Genomic DNA, 23,784 nt, shown 5'->3' on the forward strand with positions numbered 1-23,784 from the left:
CCTTGTCACGGGACTGACGCGAAAGCGTGGATTCGACGAGGACGGCACGTGGACGACCGGGACGACTGGACCCTTACCGAGGCACTGCATCACGAGCAGGGACGGGGCGATCCCTTCGCGGCGGCGGTGCGCTCGACCCGCATGTCGATGATCATCACCGACCCGACCCGGCCCGACAATCCGATCATCTTCGCCAATGACGCCTTCCAGCGCCTGACGGGATACGACCGTGACGAGCTGATCGGACGCAACTGCCGCTTTCTGCAGGGCAGCCAGACCGACCCCGAGACGGTGGGCCGCATCCGCGAGGCGGTGGAGGCGGGCACCGATATCGCCGTCGACATCCTGAACTATCGCAAGGACGGCACGTCCTTCTGGAACGCGCTCTATCTCAGCCCGGTGCGCGACGATGCGGGCACGATCCAGTTCTTCTTCGCCTCGCAGCTGGACGTGACCGACCGCATCGACGTGCAGTCGCGCATGGCCCGCGAGAAGGCCCGGGTCGAGACCGAAGTGACGCGCCGCGTGGCCGAGCTGCGCGACTCGCTGGATGCGCAGCGCCTGCTGCTGCACGAGGTCGATCACCGCGTGAAGAACAACATGACGATGATCGGCTCGATCCTGCGGCTGCAGCTGCGCGAGGCGCAGGACAGCGAGACGGTCGATCTGCTGCGCGCCATGATGACCCGGATCGACGCGCTGGCGACGGTGCATCGCCATCTGTATCAGTCCGAGGACGTGACGCGCTTCGACATCGGGTCCTACACGGTCAACCTCGCCTCGGACCTGACCCAGAGCCGCAGCGATTGCGACATCCGTATCCGCGCCGATCTGGGCCGGGCCGAGGTGCCCGCGGGCCAGGCCTCGGCGATCGGGCTGATCGTCAACGAGATCCTGTCCCACATGATCCGGCCCACCGATTTCGGCGGGGCGCGGGTCTTCGACATCTCGTCGCGCGTCAGCCGGGGCCGGGTCGAGCTGGGCATCCGCTTCGGGCGCGACGCCCGGGACGGCAGCGCCAAGCACCCGGCCCTGCCGCGCTATTCCCCGTCCGGGGTCACCGAACAGATCATCTCTCGCCTGGCCGCGCAGACGCGCACCTCCGTCTCGTGGACGCAGGGGCCAAGCGGGTCCATCGAAGTCACCGTCATCGTCGATACAGAGGTCTCATGAACCGCCCCAAGCCCCCGCTCTCGATCCTGGTCGTCGAGGACGAACTCATCATCTCGATGGATATCGAGATGATGATCGAAGATGCCGGCCATCGGGTCATGGCCACGGCCGCCTCGCTGAAGGCGGTCGCGGCGCTGCCGGTCGAGACCAAGCCCGACGTGGCGCTGGTCGACATGCAGCTGGCGCAGGGCAGCACCGGGCTGGAGGTGAATGACGAGATCCGCAAGCGCTGGCCAGGCACCATCGTCGTCTTCGTCACCGCCAATCCCAAGAAGATCCCCGAGGATTTCGCGGGCGCGCATGGCGTCATCGCCAAGCCCTTCTCGTCGGCGGGCTTCGTCGCCGCCCTGCGCTATCTGGAGGAGGGGGTCTGCGATCCGCCCCCCGTCTCGCCCGAGCCGGGCAGCTTCGTGGCCTCGCCCGCCTTCGGGGCGCATTGGGGGTGACCCCGGGGCCCGTGTCGCCTTGGCGTCCCGGGCCTAGTCCAGCGGCGCGGTGACGGTCAGGCGCAGGCCCGGCGCGTTGTCCGCGGTCTGCAGCTGGCCGTCCAGCTGCTCGACCAGCGCGCTGGCCATGCGCATCCCGAACCCGGTGCCCTTCACTGTCCCGTCCGTGCCCACGCCCTGGTCCGACACGTCCAGCCGCAGGCCGTCCCGGGTCGTCTTCAGCACGACCGAGACCGGCCCGGGCCGCCCCTCATAGGCATATTTGACCGCATTGGCGACGATCTCGTTCGTCAGAAGGCCGATGGTCACCGCCCGGTCCGCCGAGACCTGGATCGGCGCGAAATCGGTCTGGATCGACGAGGTCCAGGCAGGGTCCAGCGCCGAGGTCATGTCGCGCATCAGATCGTCCAGATAGACCGACAGATCCACGATCTCGGCACTGTCATCCTGATAGAGCCGCCGATGCACCAGGCTGACGGCCGAGAGGCGGCTTTGCGCCTCGTCCAGCTGGCTGCGGACCTCGGGTGCTGCGCCCCGCGCCTGCATGCGCAGGAACGAGGCCACCAGCGACAGGCTGTTCTGCACGCGGTGGTTCACCTCGCGCAGCAGGAAGGATTTCTGCTGGATCAGGCTGTCGTTTTCCTTCAGCGTGACCGACAGCTCTGCATTCAGCTTGCGGATGCGGCGGGTGTTGCGCGCCTCCAACAGCAGGCGCACCAGACGCGCGACGGCCTCGGTCTCGGCGGCGGTCCAGGGGCGGGACCGGCCCCGGACCTCGTCGGACCAGGCCGCGAAGGAGGCCCGGGGTTCCAGCGAGGCGCCGGGAAGGGCAGGGACGCCCGCGTGCGGATTGCCGGCCCAGGTGACGACCTGCAGCTTCTCGGCCCGAAACCACATCAGGACGGTCGGTTCCTCGGTCGACATGGTGACAGCCAAAAGCCCGCTGGCCAGATCGCGATAGGCCAGGGCCTCGGGGATGTCGCGGCTCAGCTGCGCGCTGACAAAGGGCTTCAGCGCGGCGGGACGACGCAGATGCCGGGACAGCGCCATCAGCGCATCCATGTCGGGGCAACTGCCGAAGCGGAAGATCTCGGTGCCCTGCACGGCGGCAAAGCCGTCCGCGCCGACCAGATCGGCCAGCGCCTCGCCCGATTGCGCGAAGAAGCCGTTCAGTCGGTCGTCGGGACCGAGACGCGACAGGACCGTGTCCTCCTGCGCGCGCAGGCGGATGCGCTCGCGATAAAGGACCGTCTCCTCGCGCAGGTGGATCTGGCGGGACAGGCTGTCGGCCAGCGACTGGCAGGCCAGCCGGGTGGTCAGCGACAGATCATGGGGGTGGTCGTGATGGCAGGCCACCAGCCCCCACAGCGCCCCGTCCTTGACGATCGACATCGAGGCCGAGGCCCGCACCCCCATGTTGCGCAGGTAGCGCAGATGGATCGGCGAGACGCTGCGCAGCATGGAATTGCTCAGGTCCACCCGGTCGATCTCGGGCACGATCCCGGTGATCGGCTGGATGGGTGCCGCGACATCCGCGATCACCCGCACGCGGTTGCGCACATAGAGCGCGCGGGCCTGCTGCGGGATGTCCGTGGCGGGGAAATGGTGGTTCAGGAAGCCCGACATGCCAGGGTCGCGGCTTTCGCCCACGACCGCACCGGCCTCGTCATCGATGAAGCGATAGATCATCACCCGCGCAAAGCCGGTCAGCTCGCGGAAGATCCGCGCGGCGTTGCGATAGAGGTCGGCCTGCGACGAGGACCGCTCCAGCCCGGCATCCAGCGCCTGCATCTGGCCCAGGAAGCGCGCATCCACGGCCTCGCCCGGATGGCGGGGCAGCAGTTCGATGACCAGATGCGGGCCGCTGCGATAGGTCAGCGCCTCCCAGGAGGCGCCTCGGGCGGTGACGGTGCCGAGGATGTGCGGCGCGCCGTCCTGCGGCGGATCGGCGGCCAGCCCGGCGAAGGCGCCGTCCAGCACCTCTGCCAGCGGCTGGCCCAAGAGGTCGCGGCCCAAGGCATCGTGGACCCCCGCCGCGCCGATGACGGTCAGGCTGGCCAGGTCGGCGATCAGCATCTGCCCGTGGGACTGGATCGCGCCCGGGATGTGGATCGGTTCCAGATCGCAGGCGGTCAGGTCGACGGGCGTGTCGATCAGCCCGGGCGGGGGGGTGTCATGCATCTTGGACATCGAACAAATGTATTCTGACCCGGGGTCAGGTGCCATTTGCTTTTGGTTTAGAGCGGGGGCCGGCGGGGTCGGGCGCCTGCCCATAGGCCAGCAGGGCCACGCCAAAGACCGTGCGGGCGGCTGCGACAGAAGGGCGCGGATCGAGGTCATGGCCCTCCATCCAGGCGAGGAAGGCCCGCCACCGGCCCGGCCGGGCGGTCTGGCGGTGCAGGTGTGCGGCGCCGCTGTCGGGCCCATAGCCCAAGGCCGCTGCCCGCCGGGCGATCAGGACGCCGCCCAAGGCCGAGCCCTCCAGCACGTAAAGCGCGCCCGCGATGGCCGGGAGGCCCTCCAGCGCGGGGGCGGTCACAGGGCGGGGGCGGGCCAGACCGAGCGTCGCCAGATCCTCGGCGATCGTGGGGGCCAGACGGATCGGCGCCCAGCCCGCCGCCTCGGCAGCCGCGTGCAGGGCGGGCTCGATGGCCGCGCGAAAGGCGAAGCTGCCCTGCAGATAGGCCAGATACTCTGCCTTGGTCGTCAGCGGACCGATGCCCGCATCCAGCCGCATGTGCAGATCATCGGTGCCGTGCCGCAGGGCGGCGCGCAGGGCGGCAGGGGGCGGCGGGGCGGGAAGCGGCATCTGGGGACCGGTAGTTTGAACGATCTGGTTTTCTAGCAGGGCAAGGCAGGGTCGGCCAGAGGGCCGGCGCCCCCGGGCATCGTCCAAAAAGACCCTCCCCGGGCAGGGGGAGGGTCGGTCTTCAGCCGGTCGGATGATCCGCCGTCACGCCGCCTGCGCAACATCCCGGCTTTGCGTCTCGACCAGCGCGCCATGCAGGGCGCGGATCGTGCCGGCCAGCGCGTCGCGTTCGACGATGAACTGCACATCCACCTGACGCGGGCCCTGCGTGGCGCCGATCGCCGACAGCCCGGCATCGGCCAGCGCGTTCAGGCCGCGGCTGAGCACCGCCAGCCCGTCCAGATCGCGTCCCACCGCCGAGGCCATGGCCACCGCCCGCGAGGACACGCAGGCCGCCGGGAAGCGCTCGACCAGGTCCTTCTCGACGCGGCGCAGCACCTTGAGGCTGCTGTCCACGTAATGCGTGATCGTGTTCGCGTTCGAGACCTTGCTGACGATCCGCACCTTGTGGCGCGTCAGCACCTCGAGGATCGCGGCATCGAAGCCCTTGGCGCCGACCATGTCCTGCTCGAACAGCTCCAGCGCGAAGACGTCCAGACCGGTGACGATCTCGACCGCCGGGCTTTCGGCGGGCTGGTCGTCGATCAGCGTGCCGGGATCATGCGGCTCGAAGGCGTTGGTCACGCGCAGCGGCACGCCCGACTGGCGCAGGGTCTTGGCGGCCTTGGGATGGATGGCCTCCATCCCCAGATTGGACAGCTGGTCGGCCACGTCGTAATTCGTGCGCCCCAGCTTGCGGACCGCATCGGCGCCCACCAGCTTGGGATCGGCCGAGGACAGGTGGAATTCCTTGTGGATGATCGCCTCCTGCGCACCGGTCAGCGCAGCCAGACGCGAGAAGGTCACCTCGGAATAGCCCCGGTCGAATTCGCGCATCAGCCCCTCGCGGCACTGGGCATAGCCGGTGACGATGGGCATCTCGGTTTGCGCATCGATCCCGGACATGGCGCCCAGGATGCGCTCGTCCAGGCTGACCTCTCCGGTGTCGCGCCAGCCCGACAGGTCGACGAAGCGGGCCGAGACCCCGGCGCGCTGCAGCATCAGCGTGGTGACGAAGGCCGAATGCGCCTCGCCCAGGCCCGACAGCAGCTCGCGCGTCTGCAGCATGTGTTCCGACAGCCGGAAATGGCCATAGGAACACAGGCGCTGAAGGTCGATCAGGCAGTTCTTCGCCCCCACCAGCCGGTCGCGCACGAAGGCATCGGCGCGCTCCAGATCGCCGGGATGGTCCAGCACCACGCGATGCGCCGCGCCCATCGCCTCGCTGGCGCGGTCCAGCGCGGCCAGCCAGCCGTGATCATCCTCGCCGCTGGCGAAGGCCGCATAGACGCCCGGCTCGCCGGATTTCTTGTGCTCCAGCAGCAGGTCGGTGATGCCGCCGAAGGCCGAGACGACGAAGATCCGGCCATAGAGGTTCGGGCGGTCGCCGATCAGCAGCGTGTCGCGCAGCTCATGGACCCGCGACATCGAGGTGCCGCCGATCTTCTCAACGGTATGGGTCGGTCCTGCCATGCTCAGGCCGTCTCGGCAGGCGCATAGCTGCCGTCTTCGCGATGGACCTCGGTCCCGGTGATCGGCGGGTTGAAGCAGCAGGCCATGACCAGCGTCTCGTCCGCGCGCAGCGTGTGGTGATCGTTGAGGTTCAGCGCATACATCACGCCGGGCGTGATCTGGTGCGTCTCGCCGGTGGCCAGATCGGTGATCGATCCCTTGCCGGACATGCAATAGACGCTTTCGAAATGGTGCTTGTAGTGGAACGTGTGTTCCGAGCCCGCCTCCAGCGTGGTGATGTGGAAGGAAAAGCCCATCCCGTCATCAGCCAACAGCATGCGGACCGAGTTCCACTTGGCGTCTGACACCGAACGGTCGGTGTCTTTCAGTGTGTTGAAATCACGAACGATCATGTGTCTTACTCCGCAGCAATGTCTTGGGCGATCACGTCGCGGGCGGCATCCAGAAGGATGTCGAAGCCGCGCGACAGCAGATCGGTGGGCGTGGTCAGGGGGGCCAGCACCTTGACCACCTGATCCTCGTTGCCCGAGGTCTCGATGATCAGCCCGCCCTGGAAGGCGCGCTTGCAGATGGCGCCTGCCAACTCGCCGCCGCCCACATCGACGCCGCGCATCAGCCCGCGACCCTTCAGATAGGCGCCGGGGATCATGTCGGCCAGTTCCGTCAGGCGCGTCTCGATCAGCGCGGCCTTTTCGGCCAGCTCGGCTTCGAAGGCGCCGTCGGACCAGAACTTCTCGATCGCCACGCGGGCGGTCACGAAGGCATGAGTGTTGCCGCGGAAGGTGCCGTTATGCTCGGCGGGGCCGAAGACGTCATGCTCGGGCCGCACCAGGACCATCGCCAGCGGCAGGCCGAAGCCCGAGACCGACTTGGCCATCGGCACCAGATCCGGCATCACGCCCATCTCCTCGAAGGAGAAGAACTTGCCGGTCCGCCCGCAACCCGCCTGGATGTCGTCCAGGATCAGCAGCGCGCCATGGCGCTTGGCGATCTCGGCCACGGCCTTCACAAATTCGGCCGAGGCGGCGTTCAGCCCGCCCTCGCCCTGCACCGTCTCCATCATGATGGCGGCGGGGGCGTCGATGCCGCCCGAATTGTCCGACAGCATCTGGTCCAGCAGCGCGGCACTGTCCAAGCCCTTGGCGTAATCGTCGAAGGGCACGCGGGTGACGCCCTGCGTCTCCATCCCCGCGCCGCCGCGATGGTAACCGTTACCGGTCGCGGCCAGCGCGCCCATGGTCACGCCATGGAAGCCGTTGGTGAAGGCCACGATGTTCGTGCGACCGGTCACCTTGCGGGCGATCTTCATCGCGGCCTCGACGGCATTGGCGCCGGTCGGGCCGGTGAACATCACCCGGTGATCCATGCCGCGGGGCGCCAGGATATGCGTCTCGAACGCCTGCAGGAAGGCCGCCTTGGTCGTGGTGTGCAGATCCAGACCATGGGCGATGCCGTCGCCCGAGATATGGTCGATCAGCGCCGCCTTCATGTCGGGATCGTTATGGCCATAGTTCAGCGACGAACAGCCGGCCAGGAAATCGATATGCTCGGACCCGTCCGCGCCCCGCATCACCGAGCCGCTGGCCGAGGCGAAGAGGGTGGGAATGCCCCGGCAATAGGACCGCGCCTCGCTTTCGCGACGGGTGAAGATGCCGGTATCGGTGTCGGGTGTTGCCATATCCTTGGCCATGAGAAGTCCTTTCGCACGATGTGCGTTTTTCAGCAGAATGGGGAATGCGCCGCGAGGGTTCAGGCGGCGCGGGCCTGACGGGCGGGCCGGGGCAGGGTGATCGTCACCATATGCTCGGTCGCGTGGCGCCCGTCGAAATGCTCGTGGCGGGTGAAATGAGGATCGTCGCTCAGCTCGCCACCCAAGGCGCGCGCCAAGCTGCCGAACAGCGCCCAAGAGGCCTCGTTGTCGCGCGTGATGGTGGTGTTCAGCCGGGTGGCCTCGGCGCATTCGTCACGCTCGACCAGATGGGTCAGCATCTTGCGGCCCAGCCCCAGACCGCGCGCCCGGGGGCTGACCGCGACCTGCCAGACGAACAGCGCATCCTCGTTGGGGATCATGTGACCCGAGATCCAGCCCACGACATCGCCGTCCAGATCCGCGACCACGCAGGTGTCGCGGAAATGCTCGGCCTGCACCAGATTGCAGTACATCGAGTTCTCGTCCAGCGGCTTGCAGTCGCGCACCAGCTCCCACACGGCGGCGCCGTCGGTCGGGTCGGGCTTGCGCAGTGTCAGCTGGCGGGGACGTTCGATGTCCTGCATATCCTTGGGCATGGGTCGATGATCCTCAATTGCTTCGGGCCTCTAACTAACCGACCGGGGCTTTGGTTTCAACCTTTCTGCCCGTCTTTGGCCCGATTTCAGCTAACTGCCATTATATGTAAGGTAATTTTCACCCGCGCCACACGGCGGCGTGACCATCACCCTTCGTCCGACGAAAGATGATTCGTCCCATTGCCCGGACCCCGCCGCCAATGGCATACAGCATCCATGACCCAAGAGGCCGCCATCACCCGCGATTCCGCCGTGCCCCGTTCCGACGCGGCGCTGATCGCGCTGCGCCGCATCCTGCGCGCGACCGAGCAATACGAGCGCGATCTGGCCCAGGCCGTGGGCCTGACCCCGGCCAAGCTGCGGGTGCTGCAGATCCTGGCCGCCCGCGACGACCGCACCGCCACGCCGACGCTGCTGGCCGCGCAGATGGGCGTCAGCCAGGCGACCGTGACGGCGCTGGTCGATCAGCTGGACAAGCTGGGCCTGACGCAGCGCCAGCGCTCCAGCACCGACCGGCGCCAGCTGCATGTCATCCTGACCGACAGCGGCGCGACGGCGCTGGCCGAGGCGCCCGACGCGCTGCAGCAGCATTTCGTGAGGGGCTTTCATGCCCTGAAGGATTGGGAGCAGGCGATGCTGGTCGCCTCGCTGGAGCGTGTCGCGGCGATGCTGAACGCGCAAGGCATCGACGCCTCGCCGGTCCTCACCCTGGGCGAGATCGGCTTTCCCCGGCCCTGATCGGCCGTCGGGACGGCACCCGGTTCAGGAAGGGCGCCCGGCGATGCAGATCAGCGTCTGCAGCCCGGTGGCGACATGGATGCGGGTCTCGCCCTCGACGGCATGCACGTCCAGCTGGCAGACGGTCAGCGTGCGCCCCGGCTTGACGACGCGGCCCACCGCCTCCAGCCATGCGCCCCGCGCGGGGTTCAGCAGGTTCAGCTTGAACTCGGTCGTCAGCACGTCATGGCCCTCGGGGAAAAGGGTCAGGGCCGCATATCCCCCGGCGGTATCGGCCAAGGCCGAGGTGCCGCCGGCGTGGAAATAGCCCAGCTGCTGGGTCAGTTCGGCGCGATAGGGCAGGTGCAGCACGACCTCTCCGGGGCGGATCGCGGCGATGGTGGCGCCCAGATGGCGCATCAGGCCCTGGGCGCCGAAGCTGGCCTCGATCCGGGCGCGGGTCTGGGGAGAGAGGTCGGGGGTCATGCACGGCCCTTGGGGCAGGGGGCCCGGGAGAGGTCCCGGGCCGAGGCGTCGGGGTCAGCGGCGCGCGCTAACCAGCTGCAGCGCCAGCACGCCGATCACGACCTTGACCATGTCGCCCAAGATGAACGGCGCCACGCCCACGGCCAGCAGCTGGTCGGCGGGCACGAAGGCCGACAGCCAGATCAGGCCCGGCACATAGATGGCCACGGTGCCCGCGATCATCGCCAGCGCCCGCATCCCCAGGCCGCGCCCCTGCGCCAGCACGCCGGTGACCGCCATGGCCAGCGCCATGCCGATCAGGAAGCCCGTGGTCGGCCCCGCCAGATAGGCCAGGCCCAGCCCACGCTCGGGCGATCCGGCAAAGACCGGCAGCCCGGCCAGCCCGGCCGCCATGTAGGCGCCCATCGCCGCCAGCCCGAGGCGCGGCCCCAGGCCCGCCGCGATGACCAGCACGGCCAGAGTCTGCAGCGTCATCGGGACCGGCCAGAAGGGCAGCTGGATCTTGGCGCCAAGCGCGATCAGCGCGGCGGCGGCCAGCGTCAGGCCGGTCTTGGCGGCAAGGCTCTGTCCGGCGATGCGGTCCTGGGCAAGCAGCATGGGAGGTTCCCTTTCGGTGGAATGTGGCGAATCGAAGGCGGACCTGCCGCCGGGATCGGGGGTCATGGAACACGCAAGCGGGGTCCTTAGACAAGGGGCCAGATGGCAAAGCAGCCCGATGCGCCGCCAAAGCCCGCCAAGTGCATCCGCACGTTGACGAATTCAGCCCCGCGAACCTGCGTCAAGTCGTCGCAACTGGGCCGCCGCGGCGGGCTTGACCGGCGCCCCTCGACCGGCAACGCCGCCCCTGCCGACTTCTTTACACCGCGGGCGCGGGCGCGAGACATCGGGACCCGGGGGAGGCCTGTCTTTTCGATCGCGCGACCGCATTTCGGGTGGCGTGCCGTCTGTCTTCCGGAAAGGAAGGGTGCTAAGACCCGTCGCCAACTGCATGCCGCGACAAGGGTTCGAGACATGGCTGACGACTATCCAAAAGTGGATCGCGCAATGGGCGGGCCGGCGGGCTGGGTGTCCATCGCCTTTCCCGCCATCCTGTTCCTGTACTTCCTCGGGCTGATGCCGCAGGTAGCGCTGGCTCCCGTGCTGGGCGGCATCGATTGGGTGCCCTCGCTCGGCATCCGGCTGGCGGTGCTGCTGGACGGGCTGAGCATGACCTTCGCGCTGCTGATCACCGGGATCGGCCTGGCGGTGACGCTGTATTCGGCGCGCTACCTGGGCGATCACCCCGATTACCCGCGCTTCGTCTGCTATCTGCTGATGTTCATGGTCGGCATGCTGGGCCTGGTCCTGTCGGACGACCTGATCATGCTGTTCGTCTTCTGGGAGGTCACGACGATCTCGTCCTACCTGCTGATCGGCTTCAACGCCGACAGCGCCAAGTCGCGCCGCTCGGCGCTGCAGGCGCTGCTGGTGACGGGGACGGGCGGTCTGGCGATGCTGGGCGGCATGATCATCCTGGGCAATGTCGCGGGCACCTTCCAGCTGTCGCAGATCCTGACCATGGGCGACGAGATCCGCGCCCATCCCTGGTACATGGCGATCCTGCTGCTGGTCCTGGCGGGCACCTTCACGAAATCGGCCCAGGTGCCGTTCCATTTCTGGCTGCCCAACGCGATGGCCGCGCCGACGCCGGTCTCGGCCTATCTGCACAGCGCCACGATGGTGAAGGCGGGCGTGTTCCTGATGGCGCGGATGAACCCGACGCTTGGCGGCACGGATGCCTGGTTCTGGATCCTGACGCTGTTCGGCGGCGTGACGGCGGTCTTCGCCTCGGTCATGGCGATGCGCCAGACCGACATCAAGCAGGTCTTGGCCTATACCACGCTGATGGCGCTTGGCACGCTGACCATGTTCATCGGCGCGGGCACGCATTACGCGATCATGGCCGCGATGACCTTCCTGGTGGTCCATTCGCTCTACAAGGCGGCGCTGTTCCTGATGATCGGCATCGTCGACCATGCCACCGGCACCCGCGAGGCGGGCGTCTTGGGGGGCCTGTCCAAGGCCATGCCGCTGACCGGGCTGGCCGCCGCGCTGGCCGCGATCAGCATGGCGGGCATCCCGCCCATGGTCGGCTTCATCGGCAAGGAATTCATGTACAAGGCCGGTCTGGGGCTGGAGGGCTTCGGCGCCTTCTGGGTGACCATGATGGCCTTCGCAGCCTCGGTCCTGATGTTCGCGGTGGGCGGCATCGTCGCGCTGAAGCCCTTCCGCGGCGACCTGCGCCCGACGCCGCATGCGCCGCATGAGGGGCCCTGGCCGATGCTGGCCGGGCCGCTGGTCCTGGGCGCGCTGTCGCTGATCTTCGGCCTGGTGCCGGGCGTGCTGGGGCATTACCTGGTCGGCCCCGCCACCCATGCGGTCTTCGGCGAGGTGCGCCCCGTGGAACTGTACCTGTGGGGCGGCATCAACATGGCGCTGATCCTGTCGCTGCTGACCTTCCTGGCGGGCTGGCTGGTCTATCGCCGGCACGAGGCGATCCGCGCCCGCCTGGCCGCCATCGAGGCGCGCAGCCGGGTCGATTTCGACGCGGGCTGGGACCGCCTGCTGGACGGGTTCAAGGCCTTCGCCGCCTGGCTGACCGGGCTGATCCAGACCGGCAGCCTGCAGCGCTACATGGCGGTGACCTTCGCCACCTTCGTGGTGCTGGTCGGCGGCACCTACATCCTCAAGGGCGCCTTCCAGGCCGGGCTCAGCCTGTCCACGGACGGTGTGCACCCGGTGCAATGGGCCGTCCTGGGCCTGATCGCCACCGGCGCGATCCTGACCGTCTGGACCCACAGCCGCATGACGGCGGTGGCGGCCATGGGCGTGGTGGGCATCGGCGTCGCGCTGATCTTCATCATGTTCAGCGCCCCCGACGTGGCCATCACCCAGCTTCTGGTCGAGGTGCTGGTCGTCGTGCTGGTCAGCCTGGCGATGCTGCGGCTGCCCTACCTGCCGCGCCGGTCCAAGATGGTGTTCCGCACCGGCCATGCCGTCATCGCGGGGGGCATGGGCCTGGTCACGACTTTCCTGACGATCTCGGTCCTGGCATCCGATTTCGACCGCCGCCTGACCACCTATTTCGAGGCGACCTCGTATCCCGAGGCCTTCGGGCGCAACATCGTCAACGTGATCCTGGTCGATTTCCGCGCGCTGGACACGTTCGGAGAGATCACCGTGGTCGCCATCGCCGCCATCGCGGCCTTTGCCCTGCTGCGCGGGGCACCCCCCCGCCGCAAGCACGAGGAGGAGAGCTGAGATGCAGTCGCTGATCCTGACCACGACGACACGCCTGATGGCGGCCCTGCTGCTGATGTTCTCGGTCTATGCGCTGTTGCGCGGGCACAACCTGCCCGGCGGCGGCTTCATCGGCGGGCTGATCGGGGCCACGGCCTTCATCCTCTACACCATCGCCACCTCGGTTTCCGAGGCGCGGGCCGCGCTGCGCATGGACCCGTCGAACCTGGCGATGCTGGGGGTGGGGGTCGCGGCCCTGGGCGGCATGGGCGCGGGCTTCGCCGGAGAGCCGTTCTTCACCGGGCAATGGCTGTTCCTGTTCCAGGACGGCGACAGCTATGTGCCCCTGTCCACCGTCCTCGTGTTCGACATCGGAGTGTACATGGCCGTCTTCGGCGGAATCCTGACCCTGGTCTTTGCCCTGGAACAGGAGATCTGAGCGTGGAACTGCTGCTTGCCATCACCTTGGGCATCCTGGTGTCCACCTCGGTCTATCTGATGCTGGACCGCAACGTGCTGCGCTTCCTGTTCGGGCTGGTCCTGCTGTCGAACGCGGTCAACCTGCTGATCTTCGCGGGCGGCCGCCTGACCGCTGGCGCCCCGCCACTGATCGCGCCTGGCGAATACGCGCCCACGGGCGTCGTCGCCAATGCCCTGCCGCAGGCGCTGGTGCTGACCGCCATCGTCATCGGCTTCGGCCTTCTGGCCTTCACGCTGGCGCTGGTCTACCGGACCTTCATGACCTTGGGCACCGTCAACAGCGACGAGATGCGGATCGCCGAACCGATGGACGACAAGGATCCGGGCACCGGCAAGCCGGGTCCGGGTCGGGCCGATCCGCAGCACCCCGCCACCGGGCAGGAGGCCGGACTATGAGCTGGCTTCTGGTCTATCCGATCCTCATTCCGGTGATGACGGCGGTGCTGTGCTATCTGTTCCGCAACACGGTCGCCGGGCGCTGGATCTCGGTCGCGGGCACCACGGCGCTGCTGCTGGCCAGCCTGATGCTGATGTCCGAGGTGCTGGACCAGGGCGTGCTGGCCGCGCAGATGTCGAACTGGGACGCGCCCTTCGGCATCACCCTGGCCGCCGACCTGCTGGGCGGCGTCATGGTGGTCATCACCGCGATCACCGGCCTTGCCACCGTCATCTATTCGCTGTCCGAGATCCCCGAGCGGCTGGAGCGCCTTGGCTTCCACGCCCTGCTGCAGACCCTGCTGATGGGCGTCTGCGGGGCCTTCCTGACGGGCGACCTGTTCAACCTCTATGTCTGGTTCGAGGTCATGCTGATCTCCAGCTTCGGCCTGCTGGTGCTGGGCGGAACACGCGAGCAGCTTGATGGCGGCATCAAATACGTGCTGCTGAACCTGATCTCGACCATCATGTTCCTGTCCGGCATCGGCCTGCTTTACGGCCTGACCGGCACGCTGAACATGGCCGACCTGCACCTGGCCGTGCGCGGGGTGGAAAACACCGGCCTGCTGACGACCATCGCGGTGATGTTCATGGTGGCCTTCGGGGTCAAGGCGGCGCTCTTCCCGCTGTTCTTCTGGCTGCCGGCCTCGTACCACACACCGCCGGTCGCGGTGTCCGCTATCTTCGCGGGCCTGCTGACCAAGGTGGGCGTCTACGCGCTGATCCGCATGTTCACGCTGGTCTTCGACCAGGACGTGGGCTTCACCCATACGCTGCTGTTGTGGCTGGCGGTCGTGACCATGGTCACCGGCGTCCTGGGGGCGGCGGCGATGAACGACTTCCGCCGCATCCTGTCCTTCCACATCATCAGCCAGATCGGCTACATGGTGCTGGGGCTGGCGCTGTACACGCCCCTGGGCCTGATGGGCGCGGTCTTCTATCTGGTCCACCACATCATCGTGAAGGCCAACCTGTTCTTCGTCGCGGGCGTCGCCAAGCGCATCGCCGGATCGACCGATCTGGCGCGGATCGGCGGGCTTTACGCCCATGCGCCGCTTCTGGCCTTCCTGTTCCTGATCCCGGCCTTCTCGCTGGCGGGCTTTCCGCCGCTGTCAGGCTTCTGGGCCAAGTATGTGGTCGTCAAGGCCGCGCTGGACCTCGAGATGTGGTTCGTCGCGGGCGTGTCGCTGGCCGTAGGCCTGCTGACCATCTTCTCGATGACCAAGATCTGGGGCGCGGCCTTCTGGCCGGCACATCCGGACGGGATCAAGCCGCGCCTGTCGGACCTGCCGGTGGGTGACCGGGTGGCGCTGATGCTGCCGATCGTCGCGCTGGCCGCGCTGACCTGCATCATCGGCCTCTTCCCCGAGCCCTTCGTGCAGTTCGCCGAACGCGCCGCGGGGCAGCTGCTGGATCCGACCGACTATGTCACGACCGTTCTGGGGGTGCAGCCATGAACCTCTTTGCCGTCAATCTGGTGCTGGCATTTGCCTGGGTCGCGCTGACCGGGGGGCTGACGCTTGGCGGGCTGATCACCGGCTTCCTGGTCGGCATGGCCGCCATGTGGCTGGTCCGCCCGCTGTTCCCGCAGACCGGCACCTATTTCCTGCGGCTCTACTACTGGATCCGGCTGATCGTCATGTTCATCTATGAGCTGGTGGTCAGCTCGATCCCCGTGGTCAAGGAGGTGCTGACCCCCGGCCAGCGCTCCGAGCCCGCGCTGATCGCCGTGCCGATCACCGTGACCACGGACACGCAGATCACCCTTCTGGCCAATTTCATCTCGCTCACCCCGGGCACGCTCAGCCTGGACGTGTCCGAGGACCGCAAGACCATCTACATCCACGCGATGTTCGCGGACGATCCCGACGCGATCCGGGCGCAGATCCGCGACCGGTTCGAGGTCTGGGTGCGCGAGGCGACGGAGTAACGCGATGACAGTTCTCGATTATGCAGTCCTCTTGGGCTTTGTGCTGGTGATCCTGGGGGTGACCCTGGCGACCATCCGTCTGGTGATCGGGCCGACGCTGGCCGACCGGATCGTGGCCCTGGACATGATGACGGTGCAGCTGGTGGCCTTCGGCGGCCTTGCGGCGCTGCAGGCCCGCAGCGCGGCCTTCCTGGACGTGGCCGTAGTGCTGGCGCTGGTGGGCTTTCTGGCCACCGTCTGCCTTGCGCGCTATCTGGAACGGCGCATCCTGCTGAGCGCGGAGGAGCTGGCATGATCACCGAACTGATCGTTTCGCTGTTCGTGGTCGCCGGGGGCATCTTCTGCTTTGCCGCCGGGATGGGCGTGCTGCGGCTGCCCGACCTGCTGCTGCGGATGCATGCCTCGACCAAGGCGGGCACGCTCGGCTCCGGCCTGATCCTGGTGGCGGTGGCCATCGCCTTTGCGGAAAGCACCGTGATCGCGCGGGCCGTGGCCGCGATCCTGTTCCTGATCCTGACCGCCCCGGTCGCGGCCCATCTGATCGGGCGCGCGGCCTTTCGCAGCGGCGTGCCGATGATCGACGACACCGCGTGCGAAGACGGCGTGACCGAGGCCCTGCGCAAGCGCCCCGCCGAACGCCATCCCGAGGATGCGACCGGACCGGCCACCGCCCATGTCGAACCCGAAGCCCGGCCCGAGGCCGAAGCCGGCACCCCGGCCACCGGTGGAGCACCGCGAAAGGCCCCGTGAACGGGGCTTTCCAAACCGCGCGCTTGGGCGTAAATCTGCCGGGTTGGCGGACGAACTGCCGGATCTGAAAGAGCTGAATGCCCCAGGACATCCCCGCGATCACGCGCACCGAAGACCTCGCCCGCTTTTGCGAGCTCGCCAAAACCGCCCCCTATGTCACCGTCGACACGGAATTTCTGCGCGAGCGGACCTATTGGTCCAAGCTGTGCCTGATCCAGCTGGCGATCCCGCCCGCCTCGACAAGCAAGACCCCGGGGGGCGAGGCCGTCCTGGTCGATCCGCTGGCCGAGGGGCTGTCGCTGGAACCGCTCTATGACCTCTTCCGCCATACCGGCACGGTCAAGGTGTTCCACGCCGCCCGCCAGGACCTTGAGATCTTCTTTCACGACGCGCAGCTGTTCCCCACGCCGCTGTTCGACACGCAGGTCGCCGCGATGGTCTGCGGCTTTGGCGAGCAGGTCGGCTACGAGACGCTGGTGCGCAAGATCGCCAAGGCCGATCTGGACAAGTCCTCGCGCTTCACCGACTGGTCGCGCCGGCCCCTGTCCGAGGCGCAATCGGCCTATGCGCTGGCCGACGTGACGCATCTGCGGGTGATCTACGAGTTCCTGTCGGCCGAGCTGGTCAAGACCGGGCGCGAGGCCTGGCTGGCCGAAGAGATCGCCGTGCTGGAAGACCCCGAGACCTATATCACCCGCCCCGAGGAGGCCTGGCAGAAGGTGCGCACCCGCACCAATTCGCCGCGCTTCCTGGCGATCCTGCGGGAACTGGCGCGGTTCCGCGAATCCTATGCGCAGGACCGCGACATCCCCCGCTCGCGCGTCTACAAGGACGATGCGATGATCGAACTGGCCTCGACCAAGCCCGCCTCCGAGGCCGATCTGGGCAAGTCCCGCCTGCTGCTGCGCGAGGCCCGCAAGGGCGACATCGCCAATGGCATCCTCGCCGCCGTCAGGGCGGGGCTGGAGGCCAAGGACCTGCCGCAGGTCAAGGCCGACGAGCCCGGCCGTCCCGGAAATGCCGCCCTGTCCGACCTGCTGCGGGTGCTGCTGAAGGCCAAGGCCGATGCGGCGGGGGTCGCGCCCAAGCTGATCGCTTCGGCCTCGGAACTGGACGCCATCGCCACCGGGCATCGCGACGTGCCGGCGCTGCAGGGATGGCGGGCCGAGGTCTTCGGCAAGGACGCCCTGCGCCTTGCGGGCGGAGAGATCGCCTTGTCCGCCCAGAACGGCGCGGTCAAGGTCGTTCCGGCCCGCTAGGCCGATGCCCCCGCCGATCGTCCTGTCGCGTCCCTGGCCCGAGGATGCCGAGGCGATCGCGGCGGCGCTGTCGGATTGGGAGACGATGCGCTGGCTGTCGACGCCGCCCTGGCCCTATGGGCTGGCGGATGCGCAGGAGTTCATCGCGCAGGCCTCGCTGGACGAATATGCGATCCGCTTGGGCGACCGGCTGGCCGGGACGGTTCTGGCGGGGCGCGCCTTCGGGCTGTGGATCGCGCCGGACCTGCAGGGGCAGGGCATCGGGCGCCGCGCCGGGGTGCTGGCCCTGTCGCGGCTGTTCCTGTCGGGCGCCGAGGGGATCCAGTCGCATGTGCTGCTGGGCAATGACCGCTCGGCCCGGCTGCTGGAGGGACTGGGCTTCGTGCCGCAGGGCCAGACGACGATCCGGTCGCGCCCGCTGGACGGGCCGGTGGAGGCGACGGTCCTGCATCTGGACCGCGCCGGTTTCGAGGCCCGCCATGCGATCGCGCTGACCACGCCCCGTCTGGCCATCACCGCGATCACCCCGGCGGATCTGCCCGCTTTGCACGCCATCGTCACGCAGCCGCAGGTCGCCCGCATGATGCTGCGGGTGCGTCCCGACATGCGGCTGGACGAGGTCGCGGCGCTTCTGGAGAACGGCGGCTTGCTGCCGCCGCTGCGCTTGGCCGTGCGCCACGAGGGCCGGGTGATCGGGGCGGTGGGCCTGGGCGCCGGATCGCCGCCGCGCCTGCATTATTTCCTCGACCCGCAGCTGGCGGGGCAGGGCTTCGGGCAGGAAATGGTGGCGGCGGTCTTTCACGAGCTGGTCGCGCGCTTTGCCCCGCCCGAGATCGTGGCCGATGTCTTCCTGGACAATCCCGCGTCGCGCAAGATCCTGAAGAACCTGGGCTTTCGCCGGGCCGAGGATGTCGCCCTCTACACGCTTGGTCGCGAGGCGCAGGCCGAGGCGGCGCTGTACCGCTGGCGCCCGGGGCTGCTGCCCTGATCCCGCCGCGTCAGGGGTCCTCGGATGGTCCGGGATCGGAAACCACGCGAAAGCTCGCCCGCCGCGCCTCCGGGGTGGTCCCCGTGGGGGGCTGGGGCGTCTGGCCCTGCGCGCGGTCCCCGGGCGGCGGCGCGGGCCGGCGCTGTGGGCCGGGCGAGCGCAGCACGAATTCCGGCGCCTCTTCGGCAAAGCCGATGGTCGAGGGCGAGGGGGCCAGCGTCTGCCCCCCCTCGATGATCGGCATCACCGTGTCGCCCACCAGATCGAAGCGGCGCGGCGCGACGCCCTGCTCGCCCTCGGCTACCAGACAGCCCAGGGCCCGCGTCACGTCCCCCAGATCCGACCGCAGCGGCAGCAGCAGCATCTGCGCGAAGAGCTGCGGGCGGGCATAGCTGGCGCCGGCCTGCAGGGAGAGCTGCGCGATCTGCGGGGCCTTGAACACGCTTTCTAGCACATCCGAGAACCGCCCGCGCGAACTGGTCTGGATCAGCGCGCAGACGGGCATCCCGCGCACCTCCATCCCCATCAGGTCGATCAGGTGGCGCCCGGCCAGACGCAGGCGCCCCGCCCCCGGCGCGATCCGTTCCAGGATGAAGGCATGATCCAGGATCCGGGCGATGGCGCGGGGGTCCACATCGGCGCGGGCGGGCACGGCGCGCCCCTGCCGGATGCTGTTCCAGTAGTCGCGCATCTCGCGCAGCATGCGCTCGGGGCGCAGGGTCTCGTAATCCTGCAATTGCAGGACGCGTCCCGGTCCGGCACCCGGTGACGGTTCCGGCATGGTTTCTGGTCCGTCCTTCAGGTCCGACAAGGGCACCTCTTCTGGTTCCGGCATGATCGGCCTAGGCCCATGTCCGCACAGCAACTTTAGGCGAAACGGATCCCCGCGCCGAGTCATTTCATGAACGAATGGTTAAGATGCCGCGCGACCCGCCCGGGTCTTGACCGCTGCGGCGTGCCGGGGCATCCCACGGGCCAGCGACATGCGGCAGGGGGAGACGCAACCATGATCGACCGGACCGGCCTGATGGTCATCCTGTCCTCGCCGTCGGGCGCGGGCAAATCGACATTGGCCCGGCGGCTGATGGAGTGGGACGACAGCCTGCGCTTTTCCGTCTCTGCCACGACGCGGGCGCCGCGCCCCGGCGAGGTCGATGGCGTCGATTACCAGTTCACCTCGCATGAGGGATTTCTGCAGATGGTCGCCGAGGATCAGATGCTGGAACATGCCGAGGTCTTCGGCAATCTCTACGGCAGCCCGCGCGGCCCGGTGGAACGGGCCATGCGCGACGGGCGCGACACGCTGTTCGACGTGGACTGGCAGGGCGGCCAGCAGATCCGCGCCTCGGCGCTCGGCGGGCATGTGGTGTCGATCTTCGTGCTGCCGCCCTCGCTGCCGGAACTGGAGCGGCGGCTGCGCATGCGGGGCCAGGACAGCGAGCCGGTGATCGCGGGGCGGATGCTGAAGAGCCGGTCCGAGATCAGCCATTGGGCCGAATACGATTACGTGCTGGTCAATGACGATCTGGACCAGACCGAGGCGCGGCTGCGTGCCATCCTGACCGCCGAGCGGCTGCGCCGCGACCGGCAGGCGGGCCTGGGCGCCTTCGTGAAGGCGCTGATGGCCGAGGAGGACGCGCCATGAGCGCGCCTCGCCGCCGCGTGGGGGCTTGAGCGCATGGCGCCGCCCATCAGCCTGCGTCGTCTGGCGGGGTTCCTGGACGGGGTGCCCGTGCCGATGCTGGCCGTGGACCACACGGCCCGGGTGATCGCGGCCAATGCGCTGGCCGGGGGGCTTCTGGGCGCGGCCCTGCCGGGCCGGCCCTTCGTGACCGTGCTGCGCCATCCCGCGATCCTGCAGGCGCTGGACTGGGTGCTGGACCCGGCCGTCTTCCCCGCCCCTCCGCCCGACCCGGACCTGCCCACCCCGCCCGAGGGGGTGGCGGTCCTGCGCGCCGCCTGCGCCGCCGACGGGCGCGACATCCTGGCCGAAGTCACCATCGCGCCCCTGCCGGCACCCTTCGGTCGCGGCGCCACGATCGCGGTCATCGACCGCTCGGTCGCCGAGGAGGCCGAGCAGATGCGGCGCGATTTCGTCGCCAATGTCAGCCACGAGCTGAAGACCCCGCTGACCGCCATGACCGGCTTCATCGAGACGCTGCGCGGCCCCGCCCGCAACGACGCCCGCGCCCGCGACCGCTTTCTGGACATCATGGAGCGCGAGGCGGGGCGGATGAACCGGCTGATCACCGAACTGCTGACGCTGAGCCGCGTGCAGGCCGAGGAACGGCGCCGCCCCTCGGGCCGGGTCGATCTGCCCGGGCTGCTGCGCGGCGTGCTGGCGACGCTGACCCCGCGCGCCGAGGCCGCGGGGGTGACGGTGACCACCGAGGGGCTGGATCAGCCTGTCCGCCTGCCGGGCGACGGCGACCAGCTGACGCAGGTGTTCCAGAACCTGATCGAGAACGCGCTGAAATACGGCGCCTCGGGCGGCAGCCTGCGCGTCACGCTGTCGCGCATCGCTCACGAGCCGCTGCTGCGCGGTCCGGCCTGGGTGGTGGTCGTCGAGGATCGCGGCGAGGGGATCGAGGAACAGCATCTGCCCCGGCTGACCGAACGCTTCTACCGGGTCGACACCCACCGCGCCCGCAGCCAGGGCGGCACCGGGCTGGGGCTGGCCATCGTCAAGCACATCGTGAACCGCCACCGGGGCCGCCTGCGGATCGAGAGCCGGCTTGGCGAGGGCAGCCGCTTCACCGTGATCCTGCCCGAGGGTCTGTCGCGCGGCTGAGGGCTGGCCATGCGCCGCCCGGGCGGTGCGGCGGGGTTTTCAGGCCGAAAGGGGGACGGAGGGGCGGGGCAGGGGCTTGCTGCCTCTCGCCCTCCGGCGGCGCTTGGCCTATAAGCGCGATGGGTATCGGTGAAGGAATGTCGTCATGTCGCAAGCGTCGCAGATCGATCCGGCCAAGCTGGCCGCCGCACGGGCGGCGGTGGCGCTGGTCCAGGACGGGATGAGGCTGGGTCTGGGCACCGGCTCGACCGCCAGCGTGATGGTGCGCGAACTGGCCGCCCGCGTGGCCGCCGAGGGGCTGACGCTGCGCTGCGCGGCGACCTCGAAGGCCACGGCCGGGCTGGCCGAAAGCCTGGGCCTGACGGTCGAAAGCCTGGATGCGATCGGCTGGCTGGACATGACCATCGACGGCGCCGACGAGGTCGATCCGCAGCTGCACCTGATCAAGGGCGGCGGCGCGGCGCATCTGCGCGAAAAGATCGTGGCCGCCGCCAGCGACCGCATGGTGGTGATCGCCGATCCCGGCAAGGTGGTCGAGACGCTCGGGGCCTTTCCGCTGCCCGTCGAGGTCCTGCAATTCGGCTTCGAGACGACGCGCAAGCTGATCCGCCGCGCGCTCGATGGGCTGGATCTGGGCGAGCGCGACGTGCTGCAGCGCCTGGCAGGCAGCGATGCGCTGGTGACCGACGAGGGAAACTTCATCCTGGATCTGCATCTGGGCGAGATCCCCGACCCCGCCGCCCTGTCGCGCGCCCTGCAGGGCATTCCGGGCATCGTGGAGCACGGGTTGTTCCTGGGCATGTGTGATCTGGCCATCATCGGGCGCGAGGATGGCAGCGTGGTCGAACTGGCCCGCGATGCCGATATCGACGCCGACATGCTGGCCCATGAAGGAGACTGAGACCGTGAGCTTCGATTATGATCTGTTCGTCATCGGCGGCGGCTCGGGCGGCGTGCGCGCCGCGCGGATTGCCGCGTCCGAATATGGCGCCAAGGTGGGGCTGGCCGAGGAAAGCCGCATGGGCGGCACCTGCGTCATCCGGGGCTGCGTGCCCAAGAAGCTGATGATCTTTGCCTCGCAGGCCGGGCTGATGGCCGAGGAGATGCGCGGCTATGGCTGGTGCGACGCGCAGGCCGGCACCTTCAGCTGGGAGGTGTTCCGCGAAAAGCTGGATGCCGAGCTGACCCGGCTGGAGCTGATCTATCGCGCCGGCCTCAGCCGGGCGGGGGTGGAGGTCCATGACCAGCGCGCGACGCTTTCGGGCCATCACGAGGTCCTCCTGGCCGACGGCACCCGCAAATCCGCCCGCCACATCCTGATCGCCACCGGCGGTCGCCCCGCGCTCATCGGCATTCCCGGCGAAGAGCTGGCGATGGTCTCGGACGACCTGTTCCTGATGGAGACCTTGCCCAAAAGGGTGCTGCTGGTCGGCGGCGGCTTCATCGCCTGCGAATTCGCCACCATCCTGGCGGGTCTGGGCGTCGACACGGTGCAAGCCTATCGGGGCGATGCGGTGCTGCGCGGCTTCGACCGCGAGGCGCGCGACCTGGCCACCCTGCAGCTGAGCGATGTAGGCGTCGATCTGCGCCTCGGCCTGACGCCGACCGAGTTCACGCAAGACGGGGCGGGGATCCGCGCCCGTTTTGACGATGGCAGCGACGAGGTCTTCGACGCCGTGCTGATGGCGACCGGACGCGATCCCTATACCAAGGGGCTGGGGCTGGAGACGACCGAGGTGCGGCTGAAGCTCAACGGCGCGATCGAGGTGGACGACTGGTCGCAGACCTGCGTGCCCTCGATCTTCGCGGTGGGCGACGTGACCGACCGCGTGAACCTGACCCCGGTGGCGATCCGCGAGGGGCACAGCTTCGTCGACACGGTGTTCGGCACCCGGCCCCGCAAGGTCGATCATTCGGTCGTGGCCAGCGCCGTCTATCTGCGCCCCCACGAGCTGGCCACGGTCGGTCTGACCGAGGAAGAGGCCCATGCCCGGGGCGCGGTCGATGTCTATTCGACGGTCTTCCGGCCCATGCGCTCGATGTTCGCGGGCAGCGATGCCAAGGTGATGATGAAGCTTTTGGTCGATCCCGACACGGACAAGGTGCTGGGCTGCCACATCTTCGGTCCCGAGGCGGGCGAGATGATCCAGCTGGCCGCGATCCCGATCGGCATGGGCGCGACCAAGGCGCAGTTCGACGCCACCATCGCCGTCCACCCCACCGCCGCCGAGGAGCTGGTGACCATGCGCACCCCCTCGCGCCGGCTGGAGGCGCTGTCGGGGCCGAGGACGGCCTGACAATCGCGTGGGCGCGGCCCCAGGTCGCGGCCAGAGGCCGGGCGCAGGCTTGCATTTCGGGCCTCGGGGCCCCAATTTTAAACCAC

Annotated in this window: 25 protein-coding genes; 16 read left to right on the forward strand and 9 right to left on the reverse strand. The window is 68.7% G+C overall.

Features of this window, described 5'->3' with window-relative positions; genetic code table 11:
• Positions 1 to 48 precede the first annotated feature (48 nt).
• The gene (locus FA743_RS05305; RefSeq protein WP_136884840.1) at positions 49 to 1,173 is read left to right on the forward strand and encodes a PAS domain-containing protein; all 1,125 of its coding nucleotides are present in this window, start codon (positions 49 to 51) and stop codon (positions 1,171 to 1,173) included.
• On the forward strand, positions 1,170 to 1,619 hold the full coding sequence (locus FA743_RS05310) for a response regulator (protein WP_136884841.1): 450 nt from the start codon (positions 1,170 to 1,172) through the stop codon (positions 1,617 to 1,619). The genes FA743_RS05305 and FA743_RS05310 overlap by 4 nt, the downstream gene beginning before the upstream one ends.
• A 33-nt stretch (positions 1,620 to 1,652) precedes the next feature.
• Here the strand turns inward: FA743_RS05310 and FA743_RS05315 are convergent, their stop codons facing one another.
• From FA743_RS05315 to ectA, 6 genes are all read right to left on the reverse strand, one after another.
• Complete coding sequence (locus FA743_RS05315; RefSeq protein WP_136885017.1) at positions 1,653 to 3,800, reverse strand: histidine kinase dimerization/phosphoacceptor domain -containing protein; 2,148 nt, start codon at positions 3,798 to 3,800, stop codon at positions 1,653 to 1,655.
• 34 nt (positions 3,801 to 3,834) lie between these two features.
• A complete protein-coding gene (locus FA743_RS05320; RefSeq protein WP_136884842.1) occupies positions 3,835 to 4,428 on the reverse strand; it encodes a biliverdin-producing heme oxygenase in 594 nt (197 codons plus the stop codon).
• Between the two features lie 144 nt (positions 4,429 to 4,572).
• Complete coding sequence (locus tag FA743_RS05325; protein ID WP_136884843.1) at positions 4,573 to 6,000, reverse strand: aspartate kinase; 1,428 nt, start codon at positions 5,998 to 6,000, stop codon at positions 4,573 to 4,575.
• 2 nt (positions 6,001 to 6,002) lie between these two features.
• Positions 6,003 to 6,392 (reverse strand): ectoine synthase, encoded by a 390-nt coding sequence (locus FA743_RS05330; RefSeq protein ID WP_136884844.1) that lies wholly within the window; start codon positions 6,390 to 6,392, stop codon positions 6,003 to 6,005.
• 5 nt (positions 6,393 to 6,397) lie between these two features.
• The gene (ectB, locus tag FA743_RS05335) at positions 6,398 to 7,690 is read right to left on the reverse strand and encodes a diaminobutyrate--2-oxoglutarate transaminase (RefSeq protein ID WP_136884845.1); all 1,293 of its coding nucleotides are present in this window, start codon (positions 7,688 to 7,690) and stop codon (positions 6,398 to 6,400) included.
• 59 nt (positions 7,691 to 7,749) lie between these two features.
• The gene (ectA, locus tag FA743_RS05340; RefSeq protein WP_136884846.1) at positions 7,750 to 8,286 is read right to left on the reverse strand and encodes a diaminobutyrate acetyltransferase; all 537 of its coding nucleotides are present in this window, start codon (positions 8,284 to 8,286) and stop codon (positions 7,750 to 7,752) included.
• 216 nt (positions 8,287 to 8,502) lie between these two features.
• Between ectA and FA743_RS05345 the strand changes: the two genes are divergently transcribed.
• Complete coding sequence (locus FA743_RS05345) at positions 8,503 to 9,024, forward strand: MarR family winged helix-turn-helix transcriptional regulator (protein ID WP_136884847.1); 522 nt, start codon at positions 8,503 to 8,505, stop codon at positions 9,022 to 9,024.
• Between the two features lie 24 nt (positions 9,025 to 9,048).
• Here FA743_RS05345 and FA743_RS05350 read toward each other — a convergent pair whose 3' ends face one another.
• Both FA743_RS05350 and FA743_RS05355 read right to left on the reverse strand, forming a co-directional pair.
• Positions 9,049 to 9,489 (reverse strand): PaaI family thioesterase, encoded by a 441-nt coding sequence (locus FA743_RS05350; RefSeq protein ID WP_246054843.1) that lies wholly within the window; start codon positions 9,487 to 9,489, stop codon positions 9,049 to 9,051.
• A gap of 54 nt (positions 9,490 to 9,543) precedes the next feature.
• The gene (locus FA743_RS05355) at positions 9,544 to 10,086 is read right to left on the reverse strand and encodes a biotin transporter BioY (protein WP_136884848.1); all 543 of its coding nucleotides are present in this window, start codon (positions 10,084 to 10,086) and stop codon (positions 9,544 to 9,546) included.
• Positions 10,087 to 10,500: 414 nt separating this feature from the next.
• On the opposite strand from FA743_RS05355, the gene FA743_RS05360 reads away from it, so the two are divergent.
• The 9 genes from FA743_RS05360 (at position 10,501) to FA743_RS05400 (ending at position 18,610) form a co-directional block, all read left to right on the forward strand.
• Complete coding sequence (locus FA743_RS05360) at positions 10,501 to 12,789, forward strand: putative monovalent cation/H+ antiporter subunit A (RefSeq protein WP_136884849.1); 2,289 nt, start codon at positions 10,501 to 10,503, stop codon at positions 12,787 to 12,789.
• A gap of 1 nt (position 12,790) precedes the next feature.
• Positions 12,791 to 13,207, forward strand: a complete 417-nt coding sequence (locus FA743_RS05365) for an MnhB domain-containing protein (protein ID WP_135817264.1) — start codon at positions 12,791 to 12,793, stop codon at positions 13,205 to 13,207.
• Between the two features lie 2 nt (positions 13,208 to 13,209).
• On the forward strand, positions 13,210 to 13,644 hold the full coding sequence (locus FA743_RS05370; protein ID WP_136884850.1) for a Na+/H+ antiporter subunit C: 435 nt from the start codon (positions 13,210 to 13,212) through the stop codon (positions 13,642 to 13,644).
• Positions 13,641 to 15,140 (forward strand): Na+/H+ antiporter subunit D, encoded by a 1,500-nt coding sequence (locus FA743_RS05375; RefSeq protein ID WP_136884851.1) that lies wholly within the window; start codon positions 13,641 to 13,643, stop codon positions 15,138 to 15,140. The genes FA743_RS05370 and FA743_RS05375 overlap by 4 nt, the downstream gene beginning before the upstream one ends.
• Positions 15,137 to 15,613: a Na+/H+ antiporter subunit E gene (locus tag FA743_RS05380; RefSeq protein WP_136884852.1), complete on the forward strand. Its 477-nt coding sequence runs from the start codon at positions 15,137 to 15,139 to the stop codon at positions 15,611 to 15,613. Before FA743_RS05375 ends, FA743_RS05380 begins: the two co-directional genes overlap by 4 nt.
• Before the next feature lie 4 nt (positions 15,614 to 15,617).
• Positions 15,618 to 15,908: a monovalent cation/H+ antiporter complex subunit F gene (locus FA743_RS05385; RefSeq protein ID WP_136884853.1), complete on the forward strand. Its 291-nt coding sequence runs from the start codon at positions 15,618 to 15,620 to the stop codon at positions 15,906 to 15,908.
• Complete coding sequence (gene mnhG / locus FA743_RS05390) at positions 15,905 to 16,363, forward strand: monovalent cation/H(+) antiporter subunit G (protein WP_136884854.1); 459 nt, start codon at positions 15,905 to 15,907, stop codon at positions 16,361 to 16,363. The genes FA743_RS05385 and mnhG overlap by 4 nt, the downstream gene beginning before the upstream one ends.
• 89 nt (positions 16,364 to 16,452) lie before the next feature.
• Positions 16,453 to 17,622, forward strand: coding sequence for a ribonuclease D (gene rnd / locus FA743_RS05395; RefSeq protein ID WP_136885019.1), 1,170 nt, complete (start codon positions 16,453 to 16,455; stop codon positions 17,620 to 17,622).
• A 4-nt stretch (positions 17,623 to 17,626) separates the two neighbouring features.
• On the forward strand, positions 17,627 to 18,610 hold the full coding sequence (locus FA743_RS05400) for a GNAT family N-acetyltransferase (RefSeq protein ID WP_136884855.1): 984 nt from the start codon (positions 17,627 to 17,629) through the stop codon (positions 18,608 to 18,610).
• Between the two features lie 10 nt (positions 18,611 to 18,620).
• Here FA743_RS05400 and FA743_RS05405 read toward each other — a convergent pair whose 3' ends face one another.
• The gene (locus FA743_RS05405) at positions 18,621 to 19,391 is read right to left on the reverse strand and encodes a PAS domain-containing protein (protein ID WP_211242196.1); all 771 of its coding nucleotides are present in this window, start codon (positions 19,389 to 19,391) and stop codon (positions 18,621 to 18,623) included.
• 225 nt (positions 19,392 to 19,616) lie between these two features.
• On the opposite strand from FA743_RS05405, the gene gmk reads away from it, so the two are divergent.
• The 4 genes from gmk to gorA all read left to right on the forward strand — a co-directional run bounded on the left by gmk (position 19,617) and on the right by gorA (position 23,698).
• Positions 19,617 to 20,255 (forward strand): guanylate kinase, encoded by a 639-nt coding sequence (gene gmk, locus FA743_RS05410; RefSeq protein WP_136884857.1) that lies wholly within the window; start codon positions 19,617 to 19,619, stop codon positions 20,253 to 20,255.
• A gap of 33 nt (positions 20,256 to 20,288) precedes the next feature.
• Positions 20,289 to 21,401 carry a sensor histidine kinase gene (locus tag FA743_RS05415; protein WP_136884858.1) on the forward strand — a complete coding sequence of 371 codons (1,113 nt, stop codon included), beginning with the start codon at positions 20,289 to 20,291 and terminating at the stop codon, positions 21,399 to 21,401.
• 145 nt (positions 21,402 to 21,546) lie between these two features.
• A complete protein-coding gene (gene rpiA / locus FA743_RS05420; RefSeq protein ID WP_136884859.1) occupies positions 21,547 to 22,302 on the forward strand; it encodes a ribose-5-phosphate isomerase RpiA in 756 nt (251 codons plus the stop codon).
• A gap of 4 nt (positions 22,303 to 22,306) precedes the next feature.
• Positions 22,307 to 23,698, forward strand: a complete 1,392-nt coding sequence (gene gorA / locus FA743_RS05425) for a glutathione-disulfide reductase (protein ID WP_136884860.1) — start codon at positions 22,307 to 22,309, stop codon at positions 23,696 to 23,698.
• Positions 23,699 to 23,784: the final 86 nt, after the last annotated feature.

Source organism: Paracoccus gahaiensis, assembly GCF_005048225.1.
GTDB lineage: Bacteria > Pseudomonadota > Alphaproteobacteria > Rhodobacterales > Rhodobacteraceae > Paracoccus > Paracoccus gahaiensis.